Origin of the sequence: Thermoanaerobacter thermocopriae JCM 7501 (assembly GCF_001310975.1) — a bacterium.
GTDB lineage: Bacteria > Bacillota > Thermoanaerobacteria > Thermoanaerobacterales > Thermoanaerobacteraceae > Thermoanaerobacter > Thermoanaerobacter thermocopriae.
In genome coordinates this window covers 15589-29227 of the sequence record NZ_BAZY01000001.1, presented here as the reverse complement: position 1 = coordinate 29227, position 13639 = coordinate 15589, and the positions used below count along the sequence as shown (strand labels likewise).

The following is a 13639-nucleotide window of genomic DNA, read 5'->3' as shown; positions in this document are numbered from 1 at the left end:
ACCCTAATTTAATCTAATATAGCTGCACCAATTATTCCCGCATCATTTCCAAGCTCTGCTTTTCTGATGTCAGCATACGGTAAGTCCTTGAATAAAATATTCTGTGCCACTTCTTTTTTGAGGGGTTTTATGAGAAAATCTCCTGCGTTTGCAACACCGCCACCCAATATTATCACTTCAGGGTCAAACATGTTTATGACATTGACAATTCCAACAGCCAGGTATTTGACATAATCATTGAAAATCCTCATCGCTTGTTCATCATACTGCTTTGCAGCATCAATTACATTTTTAGCTGTTATGCTTTCTATATCCCCATTTGCCAATTTTAAAATGAGGGAGTTGGGGTCTTTTTTTACTGCCTTTTTACCTTTTCTTATTAAAGCAGTAGCTGAAGCATATGTCTCTAAACACCCAATTTTGCCACAATTACATCTTATACCATTGTCTCCTATCACTATGTGTCCAAGCTCAGGAGCAAAATGATGGGCACCATTGTATATTTTTCCGTCAAGAATAAAACCAGAACCAACTCCTGTTCCCAAAGTAATAGTGACAGATGACTTGGAACCTTTTCCTGCTCCAAATACCGCTTCTGCCAGAGCCGCCACATTTGCATCGTTATCCATGTATATTGGCAAATCAATATATTTTCTTATTTCCTTCGCAAGAGGAACTTTTGTCCAAAAGAGATTCACCGCTCGTATTACTATGCCTTTTTCGCTATCTGCTACACCCGGGACTCCTATTCCCATTGACTTAATATCATTTACACTTAGATTACTCCTCTTAATAAGTTCAAGAGCTATATCCGCTATGTCTTTGGCAATCGCCTCATAACCTCTTTCTGGTTTTGTCGGTCTGCTATCTGTAGCCAAAATTTGCCCCTCTTCATCCACCAATCCAACAGCTATGTTAGTGCCTCCAAGGTCAACGCCAATTCTCATTCTTCTCATCACCTTTATTATTTTTGTTAGTTATATTTTCTACGAAAATTTAACCTCATGAAATGCAAGTTTTGTAAACTCATACAATGAATTGTTTTAGATAATTCTTACTCATTATTAATGCACGTTTTTTATGCTCTAAAGAATCTTCAAAAGCTTTATCCTCCACTTCTATGCAAGCAGGACCTTCATATCTTATGTCATAAAGCGCTGATATAAATTTTTTCCAATCTATATCGCCAAGGCCCGGAATTTTTGGTGATTGATATTCGAGAGGTGTCGCAAGGATTCCAACTTCATCTAATTTATTTTTGAAAATTTTCGTGTCTTTAAAATGTATATGATGTATTTTATCTTTAAACTCATATAATGGCTTTATATAATCCATTTGTTGCCATACAAAATGTGAAGGATCGTAATTTAACCCAAAATTCTCACTTGGAATAAGTTCAAACATTCTTCGCCATATAGCAGGAGTGGTTGCTAAATTTTTCCCACCAGGCCATTCGTCATTTGTAAAAAGCATAGGACAATTTTCAATTAAAATTCTCACGTTGTGTTCTTCAGCGAATTTGATTATTGGTTTCCATACCTCTACAAACATTTTTAAGTTTTCGTCAACATTTTTAGTTTGATCTCTTCCAATAAAAGTATTGAAATTCTTTATGCCAAGTTTATTTGCCGCTTTTATTCCTTTCTTTATGTGTTCTATATAAAATTCACGCTTTTCCGGATCGGGATCTAAAGGATTAGGATAATATCCTAATGCTGAAATTTCTATACCTGCTTTATTGAGGTAATTCTTAATATAATTTACTTTTCCCTCATCAATATCAGAAACATCTATATGAGTCACTCCTGCATATCGTCTCTCAGCTTCTCCTTTGGGCCAACACATAATCTCCACACATGAAAACTCATTTTGTGAAGCAAAATCTATAACTTCCTCAAAACTTAATTCCTCCAATATTGCACTTACAAAACCAAGTTTCATTCTATGAATTCCTCCTCTTTTATTATTAAAATTTTGAAATGCTTTAATTTTTTGTATTTATTTTGCTTCCCAAAGCTACTGCCAAAATTATAATAACTCCTCTCACGATCATTTGCTGACTTACACTCAGCCCCGCAATAATAAGGCCGTTATTGATCATTCCCATCATCAGCGAACCAAAAACCGAACCTATGACTGATCCTGTACCACCCGAGAGACTTGTACCACCTAAAATTACAGCTGCAATAACTGATAATTCATCCCCCTCGCCATAGCTATATCTTCCTGCTTGCATTCTACCTGCATACAATAATCCCGCAAAACTTGCCATAATACCCGAAAGCATCATTACCGTAAATTTTATTTTTTGGGTATTTACTCCTGTATATTTTGCAGCTTCTTCCTTACCACCTGTCGCTAACGTATATTTGCCAAAGGGGGTATAAATCAAAACAAAATGTCCTATTATCAAGATAATTAATGTCCATATAAAAAGTATAGGGAAGCCATAAATATCTCCTAATCCAAAAATGAAATTATAAGTGTTATTAGAAATTGGTACTGCCGCAGTATCTGTAATCCACATCGCCAAACCTTTTGTAATTCCCATTGTTCCTAAAGTTACTAAAAAAGCAGGAATATTAATCTTGGTTATAAAAAAGCCATTAATAGCACCTATTATTGCTCCCGTCGCTAAACCTCCCAATACTGCCACGATGATTCCACCATTGTTAGCTAATATTAACGCTGTAACTAAAGAAGTAAGAGCAGTAATAGAACCAACCGACAAGTCAATTTGAGCTGCACCTATCACAAAAGTCATAGCTACTGCCATGATAGAAATCATTGCAGTCTGTCGAGTAATATTCAATATATTTGAAATACTCGTAAAACCTTGGTCATGAAGAGTAATGGCAAAGAATAAAAATACTATTACAAACGCAATATAGACTATATATTTTCGCCATTCGATATTTTTTATATTCCAATATCTTATTTTGCTAGTATTATTGCTGGATGGCATGTTGTAAGACCTCCTCAGATTCAATATCTTTTCGTAAATATTCCTTTATTATCCTACCTTTACTTAATATCAATATTCTATCACATACAGCAAGCAACTCTGCTAATTCGGACGAAACAACAATCACCCCTTTACCACTATTAGCAAATTCCCGAATTATGTTAACAATTTCACCTTTAGCACCTACATCTACTCCAGCTGTAGGTTCATCAAGTAGCAATACTTTCGGATTTGTCTTTAACCATTTAGCAATAACTACTTTTTGCTGGTTACCACCTGAAAGAAATCTTACAGGTTTATTTATACTATCAGTTTTTATGGAAAATTCTTTAATACTTGTTTCTACTAGCATCTTAACTTTCTTAGTATTTATTGCAAAAACATGTAGTAATCTCTGCAAATTTGGCAATATAATATTTTCTTTTACCGAGTGCATCAGAACAAGTCCTTGTTCTCGTCTGTTTTCCGGGACCAATGCTATTCCTGCTGAAATTGCATCTTTAACACTTTTTATCTCAGTTCTTTTTCCTTCTATTAAAATCTCACCTTTTATTTTTTCTCTTATTCCAAATATTGCTTCTAGAATTTCTGTTCGTCCACTTCCCATTAAACCCGCAATACCTAAAATTTCCCCTTTCTTCAATTTAAAACTGACGTTTTTTATTCGAGAATTAATAGTAAGTTCTTTTACCTCTAAAATATAGTCATTTTCTATCATCTGATCTCTTTCTTGCCATTCAAAAATCTTTTCAACTTTCGACCCTATCATATACTCAATAATTTGTTGAATATTTATCTTCTCAATTTCAGTAGTTATAACATTTTTCCCATCTCTTAAAATTGTTATCCTATCAGCTACTTCAAAGATTTCATTCATTCTGTGTGATATATATATAATTGATACGCCTTTTTCTTTTAACTTTTTTATAAAATTAAAAAGAATATTTGTCTCTGCCTCAGATAAAGATGCTGTGGGTTCATCCATTATTAGAATATTTGCCTCTGTAGCTAAAGACTTTGCTATTTCAATAAGTTGACAATATCCCACTCCTAATGAGCTTACGCGTGCATTTGGGTCTACATCTATATCAAATTCCTTCAAAAGTCTGCTTGTTTTTTCTTGAATAATTCTCTTATTAATTGCAAATCCTTTTGTAATTGGTTCATTCGTAAGAAAAATATTCTCAGCCACTGTTAAAGTAGGAACCAAACTTAATTCTTGGAAAATCATGCGTATTCCGTATTTTTTTGCATCATTAGGATCTTCAATTTTTACCACTTTTCCATTTATTTTTATAACACCTTTATCACACTTATAAACTCCTGTTAAAATTTTCATAAGTGTTGACTTTCCTGCTCCATTGCCTCCCACCAAGGCATGAACTTCACCCGCTTTTACTTTAAAATTCACATTTTCAAGTACTTTAACTCCATTAAAAGATTTATGAATACCCTCTAATTCGAGTATATACTGTTCATTCATTTCTCTACACCTCGAATAAATCTATAATAAGGATTTTTCAGCCCCCTTGTAACAAGGGGACTGAAAAATCAAATTTTGTAACAATTCTTATTTGCCAAAATCTACTTTAACCCATCTCTTCTCTTCAGCTGATCTTACTACTGCATCACATATTAACGAAATCCTATAACCATCTTCAAAGCTTGGTGACGCTTCTACATCTTCAATAATCGATTTTATAAAATCATGACATTCTATTATCTTCGTTTCTCCATATCCGATTCCTAAAGCGGGAATTGGCCATAAAGCTTCACCATATGGATGAGCAGGACCCGTATATATAGTTCTAAAACCTCTCCTATCTACTGGATCATCTGCAAAATACACTTGTAGCTCGTCTCTTCTTTCATAATTAAAGAAAATAGAACCCTTTTCACCATGTATCTCAAATGTAAGGAAATTGTTTCTACCCCATCCATTTCTAGTAGCTTCTATACTCCCAACAGCTCCGTTTTTGAATTTTATCATGAAAGATGCTTCATCATCTACATCAACAGGTCCTTTTTTTACACTTCCTTCTAATTTTACTGTCCCAAGCTTATCAACCATTCCTTCTTGAATAGGTCTTTCTGTTATATAAGTATTCATCATAGAAACTACTTCGTCAAATTCTCCTACAAGATATCTTGCCATATCAATTACATGTGTTCCAATATCCCCTAATGTTCCTAAACCTGCAATAGACTTTTGAAATCTCCAAGATAATGGTGAAGAAGGATCTGCTGACCAATCTTGAAGATAAGTACCTCTAAAGTTTAAAATTTTCCCTATTGCTCCTTCCTCTATAAACTTTTTTGCAAGTGCAACAGCAGGTGTTCTCCTGTAATTAAAAGCAAGCATATTTTTTACACCCGCATTTGTCACTGCTTCATACATTTTCTTTGCTTCTTCACTAGTTCGAGCAATTGGTTTCTCACAAAAAATGTGTTTTCCTGCTTTAGCAGCAGCTATCGCTATTTCAGCATGAGTATCATTAGGCGTGACAATATCTACTATATCTATTTCCGGATCTTCTATAATTTTCCGCCAATCTGAAGTATATTTTTCGAAGCCAAATCGCTCAGCTGCAATTTTAGCACCTTCTTCTGTAATATCAGCAATCACTTTTCTTACTGGAATAGCAGGTGCTGGCCAGAAAAACATTGGCATAGTAGCATACGCCATAGCATGTGCTTTTGCCATAAAACCTGCACCAATTAATCCAACATTAAGTTTTTTCATGACATCACCACTCCTTTTAATCTTTTTTATTTTTTAACTTTTAATTTTATTTTTAATTAATTTAGCTAATTTTTTGTCTCTTTTTTGTTTTAAATTGAGAAAGGAATAGCTAACAATCAAAATACATCTTATTTCCCTTTAACTGCATTTACCAAAAAAGCTGGCGGATCTTTATGATATACCTGTTTATAAGCTTCGAGAATGTTATCTCTAGTGACTGCTAATGCAGGAACAGCTACATAAGGAGGAGTTTCCTTTCCTAAAAGCGCATAAGCTGCCAGTGTTGCTTCAGCCACACCTTGATCATATGGTCTTTGAGCTCCGAGTCCTTTAACAAGTCCTCCTTCTGCAATGATCTTAGCAACATCATTTCCTAAATCGATGGTAGTAATCACAAGATCATTCCTTCCTACTGCCTTTGCAGATGCTACTACTTGCATTGCAGGAACATCCCACACTGCAAAAATACCATCAAGATCTGGATGTTTTGTCAACATGGCGTCCGCTACAGAACCTACAGCATTAGGATCAGTAAAACCACCACGATCTACAATTTTGATATCAGGATACTTTTCTTTAATAGTTTTTTCAAAAGCTTCCACTCTCTGATTTGTAACAAAGAAATTAGCATCATGATAGATTACTCCAATTTTCCCTTTATATCCTAAATTTTTTGCCATGATGTCTGCAGCTATAACACCATTTCCATAATTATCTGCAGAAACAACGCTTACATAATCTTTGCCATGTTGTAAACCATCTGGTACATTATCCATAAATACTAACTTTACCCCTTGTTGAGCAGCTTTTTTGTATGCTGGAGCAGTAGAAACAGGATCAACTGGAATACTTACAATTATATTTGGTTTTAATGCCAACACAGTTTCAATATCTGACACTTGCTTTTCCGCTTTAAAATTAGCATCAGTTACAGCTACTACTTTAATTCCTAATTTAGCAAAGGTATCTTTCAAACCTTTAACTTGAGCAGTAGACCAGTCATTACCCCCATAATGCAGTACTATAGCAGCAGTATAATGGCCTTCTTTAATTTTTGCAATTTCTTCATCCGTAAGTTTTAAAGTTGTAGCTAAAGTTGCTTTTTCTCCGTGCGGACCAGTACTCAATACTTGGTCTTGAGAAACAGCCATGTCCTGTGTTTGTAAAGATTCACTTACTGACGTTGTAGATGAATTTGATGTTTGAGAGTCATTAGATGTGCTTTGTGAACTTTTTCCACATCCTACTAAAGCTATACTAAGAATAAAAATTATGATTAAAAGCACCACCATTATTCTTTTCATATTCCTTTCCCCCTTTTTTATTTTTTATTATTTTCATTAAATACCTGAGACAGGTATTTATATGACTCAATTGCCGCTTCTTCTGGGTCCCCATTATAACCGTCAGCTTCAACAGTGAAATCTACTTCATGTCCATAATTTAGTAACGTGTTTAATATGGTTTAAAATCTATATGACCTTTACCTAAAGGATAAAAACTGCCCTCATGATAATCTTTCAAATGTATATACTTTATCCTATCCTTATATTTTTCTACCACCTTTACAGCATTACCACCCCCTGCCTCTATATGACCTGTATCAGGACACAAGTTTATTTTGGTAAGTTCCATAAGTTTGTCAAGTTGATCAGGAGCTTGAACAATAGTTCCTAAATGAGGATGATAACTTGCAATAAGATTATATTTGCTCGATAAATCTACTAGTCTATTTAACCCGTCAGCAAGTTTTTTATAATCGTCATTCGTAATACCATTGGCACGAATTGCGCCTCCACCAACCACAAAATGTTTTGCTCCAAATTCAACAGCCAAATCCATAGCTTTTTCAAGCTTATAAAATTCGTCCTCAAGTATTTCATCAAATATAAAATTGGCTCCAGAATACACAGCCAAAAGTTTCAAATTAAAGCTTTTCAAGAGATCGTTAAACTTTTTCTTATCATTTTCATATTGAGCTAGGTTTCCATCAAAAATTTCAATCATTTCATATCCAACTTTTGAAATTGACTTAACTGCTTCTTCTGTAGGTCCAGTAGATAGATAAAAAGATCTTTTACAGAAGTGACACCCGCAGGATGTCCTACTACACTCCCCCATGCATTGGTCATATAACCTATCTTCATATCAAATCTCCTTTCTAATTATTCGAAATATTTGTTGTTTTTCTCCAAACTTTTTACTCAGTATCCTTTACTTTTCACACAACTTTTTTCATAGGGCATACAACTTTCTCTCACAATCAATTGATGCTCTAACACTATGTTTCTCTTTTCCACCTCCTCTCCTTTGATTAATTTGATAAGCATATCCATTGCAGTAGTCCCAATTTCATACATTGGCTGAGCTATAGTAGTTAATTCAGGCTTTATAATAGAAGCTAATTTAATATTATCAAATCCTACCACTGAAACCTCTTCCGGTACTTTAATATTATTATCTATGCAATATCTTATAAAGCCTGCAGCCATATCATCCGATGCAGTAAATACAGCAGTTGCTTCGTTTTCTAATATTTGTTTTGCATGTTTATAACCACTTTCGTAATAAAAGTCTCCTTCAAAAATAAGTTTTTCATCAATTTCTATTCCATATCTTTCAAGAGCTGCCTTATATCCTCTTAATCTATCTCTGGATAATACAATACCTTTAGGACCATTTATATAAGCAATTTTTTTATGCCCTAGCTTTATTAAATATTCAGTAGCTTCATAAGCAGCTTTAAAATTGTTGATAGAAACAGTAGGAATGTCTAAATTGTCTATATATTCGCAAGCTACAACTACTGGACAAGTTTTAGTTAATTCCAAAATGTTAGTATAATTAACTCTTGCTGTTAAAAAGATAATTCCATCTGCTCCTCTTCTTTCTGTAAACCTTATATATTCAAGTTCTTTCTCCACATCATTATTGGTATTGCATAAAAGCACATTGTATCCATTCGCATTTGCAACATCCTGCATACCCAAAAGTATTTTTGAGAAAAAAGTGTTAGTAATATCAGGAATCACAACAATAATCGTGTCAGTTTTATTTTGTCTAAAATTTTTAGCTATAGTGTTCGGTTTGTAATTTAGCTTTTTAATTGCATCCAAAACTTTTTGTTTTGTTTCGCTATTCACACCTCCTTGTTCATTTAAAACTCTTGAAACTGTAGCTGTAGAAACCCCAGCCAACTTTGCAACATCCCTTATTGTAGCCATTTACTCACACTCCTTGTAATCTATTACGTATGATTCAAAGACTTATTTTAATATGATTTACCGATTGTATATGTAATCGGTAACTATTTGTATAATATAAATATTCGACGTAAATTTGTAAATTCCTTCTTGTTTTTGAATACTAAAACTTGTAATTTGTATATTGTTTGGGATTTCTACAGCTGTTTATTAAATTTAGTTAATGAAATCTGTTACATTAGTGTTAAATTGCGAATCTACATATTTATCGTCGTTTAATGTAATCGGTAACTATCTTTATGTAATTATATATTCGACATTTTTCAAAAATTCCTCCTTATTTTTAAAAAATTTTTTCTCTTTCTACCAGCCACTATTTTTCTTAAAAATCACAACTTACCCTTCAAACTTATTTTTTTATGTTTATTTTCGAAACCTGTTACATATACGATAAATGCGATATTTTCAAGATATTTTTAATAACTTATGTAATCGGTAACTATCTTTTTATATTATATATTCGACATCTTTTTTAAAATTCCTTCTTTTACAGAGAAAAAAATTTATAAAAATTTTTAAACTCCCCAAAAACCTTTTTATGCCTTAAACTCTTCTATGAAGCTCAACATATTCAAACTACTTACTGTTCGCAGTAAAAATTACATTAAATACTCCTACAACGCACTTTGCATTTAAAAGCTTAGTATAAATTTAAGGCAGAAACTGTAAGTTTCTGCCTTTCTATACTTCATTTAATAAGTTTATCAAGAGTATCTTGCAGATTTTTTATGTCTTTCAAAGTTACATATTGTCCTATGCAATGTCCATTAACAAGCACATATTTATTTTCTGTATCTCTTTTAGTAAAACTTATTTTTTCTACTTTGTCCTTGCCATACACATCAAAAGCAAAAGGTGTTTCTCCCTGTGAAATATTTTTTCCTTCATCTAATCCACAAATCTGAAGTAATACTATTCCGTCTAAGAGATTGTCTACATCATCAGCTTTAACAGCTTTCCCATCAATTTGCCAGTTATCTTTTTCACTTTTTTGTATTTGATACTCTTTTCCATCTTGGTAGAAAACTAATTTAGTTATTTCATTCTTTGGAATAGACACTACAAATTTTTCCATATATTTATATACGTAATCATCTGTTAGAAAGAAATTTTCTAAAGAAGAAGCATTGACTCTGTAAATTTTATCTCCATCAGTTTTTACATAATAACCCTCTTGGTAATTTTCTTTTACAGGAGATTTATTTCCTATAAAAAGTGAATAGCTTTTTCCATTTTTCAAAGATACTTTTATAGCATAAGAAGGTTTGTTAAGACCATAAGTGGATAAATCACCTTCTAATGTTCTATCAAAAGTGAGAGAAGTCAAGCTGTCTAATAATTCATCAACATAAATGCTGTCTGCTTTGTAATCAATAGGTTCTTTTATAAACCATGTATCGCCTTCTTTTTTAAAATCAATTAAAGTTTTCCCTTCTTGTTCTATTTTTAAAGAATTTACATCGTTATTTTTGAAGGTAAAAATTTTGTTGTCCTCTTTAACAGGTTTATTGTTCTTACTTTCATAAAAATAATAGCCAAAAAGAACAGCGAATATTGCCAGCAAAACAATAGTGGTTTTAAAAACCCTCATAATGTTTTCCTCCTATACCACATGTATCCTCCAATTATCCACATCACCAGCGGAATAATTACAACTGTGGTATAAAAGAGTATAGCAGCTTGTTTGCCGGTTAGGAAAATCTGATTAAACTCAATGGATTTGGGACGTATAGAAATCTGTGTGGTTTTATTTGCTAGCCAGTTGGCACTGTTCATTAAAAAGTCTCTATTAGCTTCCAATGTAATTATTTTATCAGTAAACATCATGCTACTTCCAATAGCTACAATCTTCATCCCTGTCTTTGAATCGGATATAGCTAAGCCTAAGCTTAGAGGACCTTTGATATCACCTTTTTGAAAGTTAGCATCTTTGAGTTAAAATCGGTTTTACCCCAAGCTTTATCACTAGTTGAAAGCAATTGCTCTATAGTTATATTTTCTGTTGGTTTATCAGGATAAGAAATACTTCTTGACATTGGCATTACAATGTACAAGTTTGATAAATCCAATTTATTAGTTATAGTATGAAATTTGTACTGAGGAACTGGAGAAAGCGGGTCCATAAAATAATTCCTTCCTGGATCTACTACAACGTCATTGTCAAATTTTACACCCCAAGTAGATAAAAGCTCATTTACAGATTTTTGAGTTAAAGGCCCGTATTCTGCTCCCATTGCAATGATCGCTTTTCCGCCTTTGTCGAAGTATTCTTTTAAAGCAGCCATTTCCTTGTCAGTAAACTCTCTTCTTGGGTTAGCAATAATTAATAAGTCTGTATCTTTCGGTATTCCTCCTGCCTGTCCTATATTTAAATCTTCTACATTATATCCTTCTCCTCTCAAAGCGTTTTTAAAAGTCGCCAAATAGTCAGCGCTGTTTAATTCATCATGACCTTGAAGAATATAGGCATTTAATTTTTTAGGTTGAGTAATATTAATTATAGCCTGAGTAAATTGTTGTTCCCCGTTAAAAGTAGCAGTATTAGGTTGACTCCCAAAACCAAAAATATCATAAGAATTTACTATCTGTCTTTTTTCATTAGCACCATTTCCTGCAATAAAAAGCACTGTGTCATAATCCGTAATTCCATATCTTTGAGCAATTGCCGGCTCTTTGTCTGGATCTACAAAATGAACAATTATTCTCTTTGAAACATTTCTGTATTGGTCTAACAAGCTTTTTACCATATCTTTTGAAGTAGTACCATCTTGGAAAAAGGCATAAACTGTAACATCTGTTTTGAGACTTTTTAAAACTTGTTTTGTTTGGTCAGAAAGGGTATATTGCCTATTTTTTGTCAGGTCCCACTTTATAGGTTTTTGAGCTACAATAACATTTGCTAATATCAAAACAGCTAACAAAAGTGCGGTCATTATAAAAGCATTAGTTCCATATTTTAGCTTTGTTCTATTCATTCTTTAATCCCCCTAACTCCAACGTCTTTTATCTACAACACGGATTGTCAAGAAAATAAAGAATATAATTACACTCATGAAAAAGACTACATCACTTAAATTCACTAATCCATTTAGAAAATTATTTAGCCTGTCAAAGAAAGACAGATTCTGAAAAATAGTTTTTGCTTTTCCACTAAACACCTCTCCTAGCCAACTAATCAACCAAAGCACAAGAATTAAAGCAAATCCAATTACTCCAGCTATCATTTGATTTTCTGTAAGAGAGGAAGCAAAAAGACCTATTGATATAAAAGTCGCTCCTATTAGAAATACTCCAATATAGCCTGCTATGATAGAGCCCATATCTGGTGAAGAATACAATTTAAGATAAATGGGGTATAAAAAAGTTATTATAAGTGCTACTAAATATACAAATATTGCGGAAAAAAACTTGCCAATAACAATATCAGTAACTGTAACGGGTGACGTGAGTAAAAGTTGATCTGTTCCTGTCTTCATATCTTCCGAGATAAGCCTCATTGTCAAAATAGGACTTATAAACATAAAAACAGTGACCATACTACCTAAGATTGGAGTTAATATAGCATAATGAGTAGATAATACGTAGGTTGAAAAAAAGTATCCAGATATCAAAAGATAAAATCCTAGCAGCACATAGGCAAGGGGCGAGAAGAAATAGCTTTTAAGCTCCCTCTTTAGTATTTCCCACATTTTCATCGTAACTTTCCTCCTCTGTTGTAAGTTCTAAGAATATTTCTTCAAGACTATAATTTAGTACTTTAAGTTCTAATATTGGGAAGCCTTTTTTGGCAAAAGCAAAAAACATATCTTTTCGAACATCTTTATCAGCAGAAGATTCCACTGTCAGCTTTATCGTATTATCTGCATCAACTTCTGCTTCTACATTAGTTACTCCTTCAATCTCTTTTACACTGCTTACCACTTCTTCATAAGGCCCTTCCACTTTTATAAAATATCTCCTTGAATTTTTCAATGTAGCTGATAAATTCTCTGTCTTATCTATTGCAACAATTTTCCCCTTATTTATTATAATAACTCTGTCACACACCATACTAACTTCTGGCAATATATGAGTGCTTAAAATTATTGTATGCTTTTTTCCTAACTCTTTTATAATATCTCTTATTTCTTTAATTTGCTTAGGGTCAAGACCTACTGTCGGCTCATCTAATATCAAACATTAGGGTCTCCTATTATTGCTTGTGCAAGTCCAACCCTTTGTTTATAACCTTTAGACAAGTTTTTTATAAGTCTTTTTCTCACATCAGTCAAACCAACTTCATGTATAATTCGTTCAACATCTTCTCTTATCTTTTTAGTAGGAATACCTTTTATACCTCCCACAAAATGGAGATATGCTTCTACGGTCATATCTAAATACAAAGGAGGTACCTCTGGTAAATAACCAATATGTTTCTTTGCCTCTATCGGTTGTTCCACAATATCATATCCTGCAATTTTTATAGTGCCACTGGTAGGAGGCATATATCCTGTTATCATTTTCATAGTAGTAGTTTTACCAGCGCCATTGGGCCCCAAAAAACCAACTATTTCTCCTTTATCTACTGAAAAACTTATATTATCTACTGCTTTACGAGTGCCATAAACCTTTGTAACGTTTTTTAGCTCTATCATCATGGTCGTCTCAACCCTCCATTTTACATAGTGT

At 33.1% G+C, this 13639-nt stretch carries 11 protein-coding genes and 2 pseudogenes; all 13 read right to left on the bottom strand.

Annotated elements, in window-relative coordinates; translation table 11 throughout:
* Positions 1 to 8: 8 nt before the first annotated feature.
* The 13 genes and pseudogenes from JCM7501_RS00090 to JCM7501_RS00035 all read right to left on the bottom strand — a co-directional run bounded on the left by JCM7501_RS00090 (position 9) and on the right by JCM7501_RS00035 (position 13608).
* On the bottom strand, positions 9 to 947 hold the full coding sequence (locus tag JCM7501_RS00090; RefSeq protein WP_028991342.1) for an ROK family protein: 939 nt from the start codon (positions 945 to 947) through the stop codon (positions 9 to 11).
* Positions 948 to 1026: 79 nt separating this feature from the next.
* Positions 1027 to 1941: a sugar phosphate isomerase/epimerase family protein gene (locus tag JCM7501_RS00085; protein WP_028991341.1), complete on the bottom strand. Its 915-nt coding sequence runs from the start codon at positions 1939 to 1941 to the stop codon at positions 1027 to 1029.
* A gap of 43 nt (positions 1942 to 1984) precedes the next feature.
* The gene (locus JCM7501_RS00080; protein WP_028991340.1) at positions 1985 to 2965 is read right to left on the bottom strand and encodes an ABC transporter permease; all 981 of its coding nucleotides are present in this window, start codon (positions 2963 to 2965) and stop codon (positions 1985 to 1987) included.
* Positions 2949 to 4448: a sugar ABC transporter ATP-binding protein gene (locus JCM7501_RS00075; protein ID WP_028991339.1), complete on the bottom strand. Its 1500-nt coding sequence runs from the start codon at positions 4446 to 4448 to the stop codon at positions 2949 to 2951. Before JCM7501_RS00075 ends, JCM7501_RS00080 begins: the two co-directional genes overlap by 17 nt.
* A gap of 87 nt (positions 4449 to 4535) precedes the next feature.
* Positions 4536 to 5708, bottom strand: a complete 1173-nt coding sequence (locus tag JCM7501_RS00070; RefSeq protein ID WP_028991338.1) for a levoglucosan dehydrogenase — start codon at positions 5706 to 5708, stop codon at positions 4536 to 4538.
* Positions 5709 to 5836: 128 nt separating this feature from the next.
* A complete protein-coding gene (locus JCM7501_RS00065) occupies positions 5837 to 7012 on the bottom strand; it encodes a substrate-binding domain-containing protein (RefSeq protein WP_028991337.1) in 1176 nt (391 codons plus the stop codon).
* A gap of 151 nt (positions 7013 to 7163) precedes the next feature.
* Positions 7164 to 7715, bottom strand: a complete 552-nt coding sequence (locus tag JCM7501_RS00060; protein WP_256200940.1) for a sugar phosphate isomerase/epimerase family protein — start codon at positions 7713 to 7715, stop codon at positions 7164 to 7166.
* Positions 7712 to 7855: a hypothetical protein gene (locus tag JCM7501_RS16355; RefSeq protein ID WP_256200939.1), complete on the bottom strand. Its 144-nt coding sequence runs from the start codon at positions 7853 to 7855 to the stop codon at positions 7712 to 7714. Before JCM7501_RS16355 ends, JCM7501_RS00060 begins: the two co-directional genes overlap by 4 nt.
* Before the next feature lie 57 nt (positions 7856 to 7912).
* The gene (locus tag JCM7501_RS00055) at positions 7913 to 8932 is read right to left on the bottom strand and encodes a LacI family DNA-binding transcriptional regulator (RefSeq protein ID WP_028991335.1); all 1020 of its coding nucleotides are present in this window, start codon (positions 8930 to 8932) and stop codon (positions 7913 to 7915) included.
* 727 nt (positions 8933 to 9659) lie between these two features.
* Positions 9660 to 10562: a DUF4340 domain-containing protein gene (locus tag JCM7501_RS00050; RefSeq protein WP_028991334.1), complete on the bottom strand. Its 903-nt coding sequence runs from the start codon at positions 10560 to 10562 to the stop codon at positions 9660 to 9662.
* Positions 10559 to 11946 (bottom strand): annotated as a pseudogene (locus JCM7501_RS00045) (GldG family protein). Before JCM7501_RS00045 ends, JCM7501_RS00050 begins: the two are co-directional and overlap by 4 nt.
* A 12-nt stretch (positions 11947 to 11958) precedes the next feature.
* Complete coding sequence (locus JCM7501_RS00040) at positions 11959 to 12666, bottom strand: ABC transporter permease (RefSeq protein ID WP_012995784.1); 708 nt, start codon at positions 12664 to 12666, stop codon at positions 11959 to 11961.
* Positions 12632 to 13608, bottom strand: a pseudogene (locus JCM7501_RS00035) (ABC transporter ATP-binding protein). The gene JCM7501_RS00040 and the pseudogene JCM7501_RS00035 overlap by 35 nt, the downstream one beginning before the upstream one ends.
* Positions 13609 to 13639: the final 31 nt, after the last annotated feature.

Excerpts from the sequence above, each read along its gene's own strand:
- JCM7501_RS00090 (WP_028991342.1), bottom strand. The coding sequence starts at position 947 with ATGAGAATTGGCGTTGACCTTGGAGGCACTAACATAGCTGTTGGATTG.
- JCM7501_RS00085 (WP_028991341.1), bottom strand. The coding sequence starts at position 1,941 with ATGAAACTTGGTTTTGTAAGTGCAATATTGGAGGAATTAAGTTTTGAG.
- JCM7501_RS00080 (WP_028991340.1), bottom strand. The coding sequence starts at position 2,965 with ATGCCATCCAGCAATAATACTAGCAAAATAAGATATTGGAATATAAAA.
- JCM7501_RS00075 (WP_028991339.1), bottom strand. The coding sequence starts at position 4,448 with ATGAATGAACAGTATATACTCGAATTAGAGGGTATTCATAAATCTTTT.
- JCM7501_RS00070 (WP_028991338.1), bottom strand. The coding sequence starts at position 5,708 with ATGAAAAAACTTAATGTTGGATTAATTGGTGCAGGTTTTATGGCAAAA.
- JCM7501_RS00065 (WP_028991337.1), bottom strand. The coding sequence starts at position 7,012 with ATGAAAAGAATAATGGTGGTGCTTTTAATCATAATTTTTATTCTTAGT.
- JCM7501_RS00060 (WP_256200940.1), bottom strand. The coding sequence starts at position 7,715 with ATGATTGAAATTTTTGATGGAAACCTAGCTCAATATGAAAATGATAAG.
- JCM7501_RS16355 (WP_256200939.1), bottom strand. The coding sequence starts at position 7,855 with ATGAAGATAGGTTATATGACCAATGCATGGGGGAGTGTAGTAGGACAT.
- JCM7501_RS00055 (WP_028991335.1), bottom strand. The coding sequence starts at position 8,932 with ATGGCTACAATAAGGGATGTTGCAAAGTTGGCTGGGGTTTCTACAGCT.
- JCM7501_RS00050 (WP_028991334.1), bottom strand. The coding sequence starts at position 10,562 with ATGAGGGTTTTTAAAACCACTATTGTTTTGCTGGCAATATTCGCTGTT.
- JCM7501_RS00040 (WP_012995784.1), bottom strand. The coding sequence starts at position 12,666 with ATGAAAATGTGGGAAATACTAAAGAGGGAGCTTAAAAGCTATTTCTTC.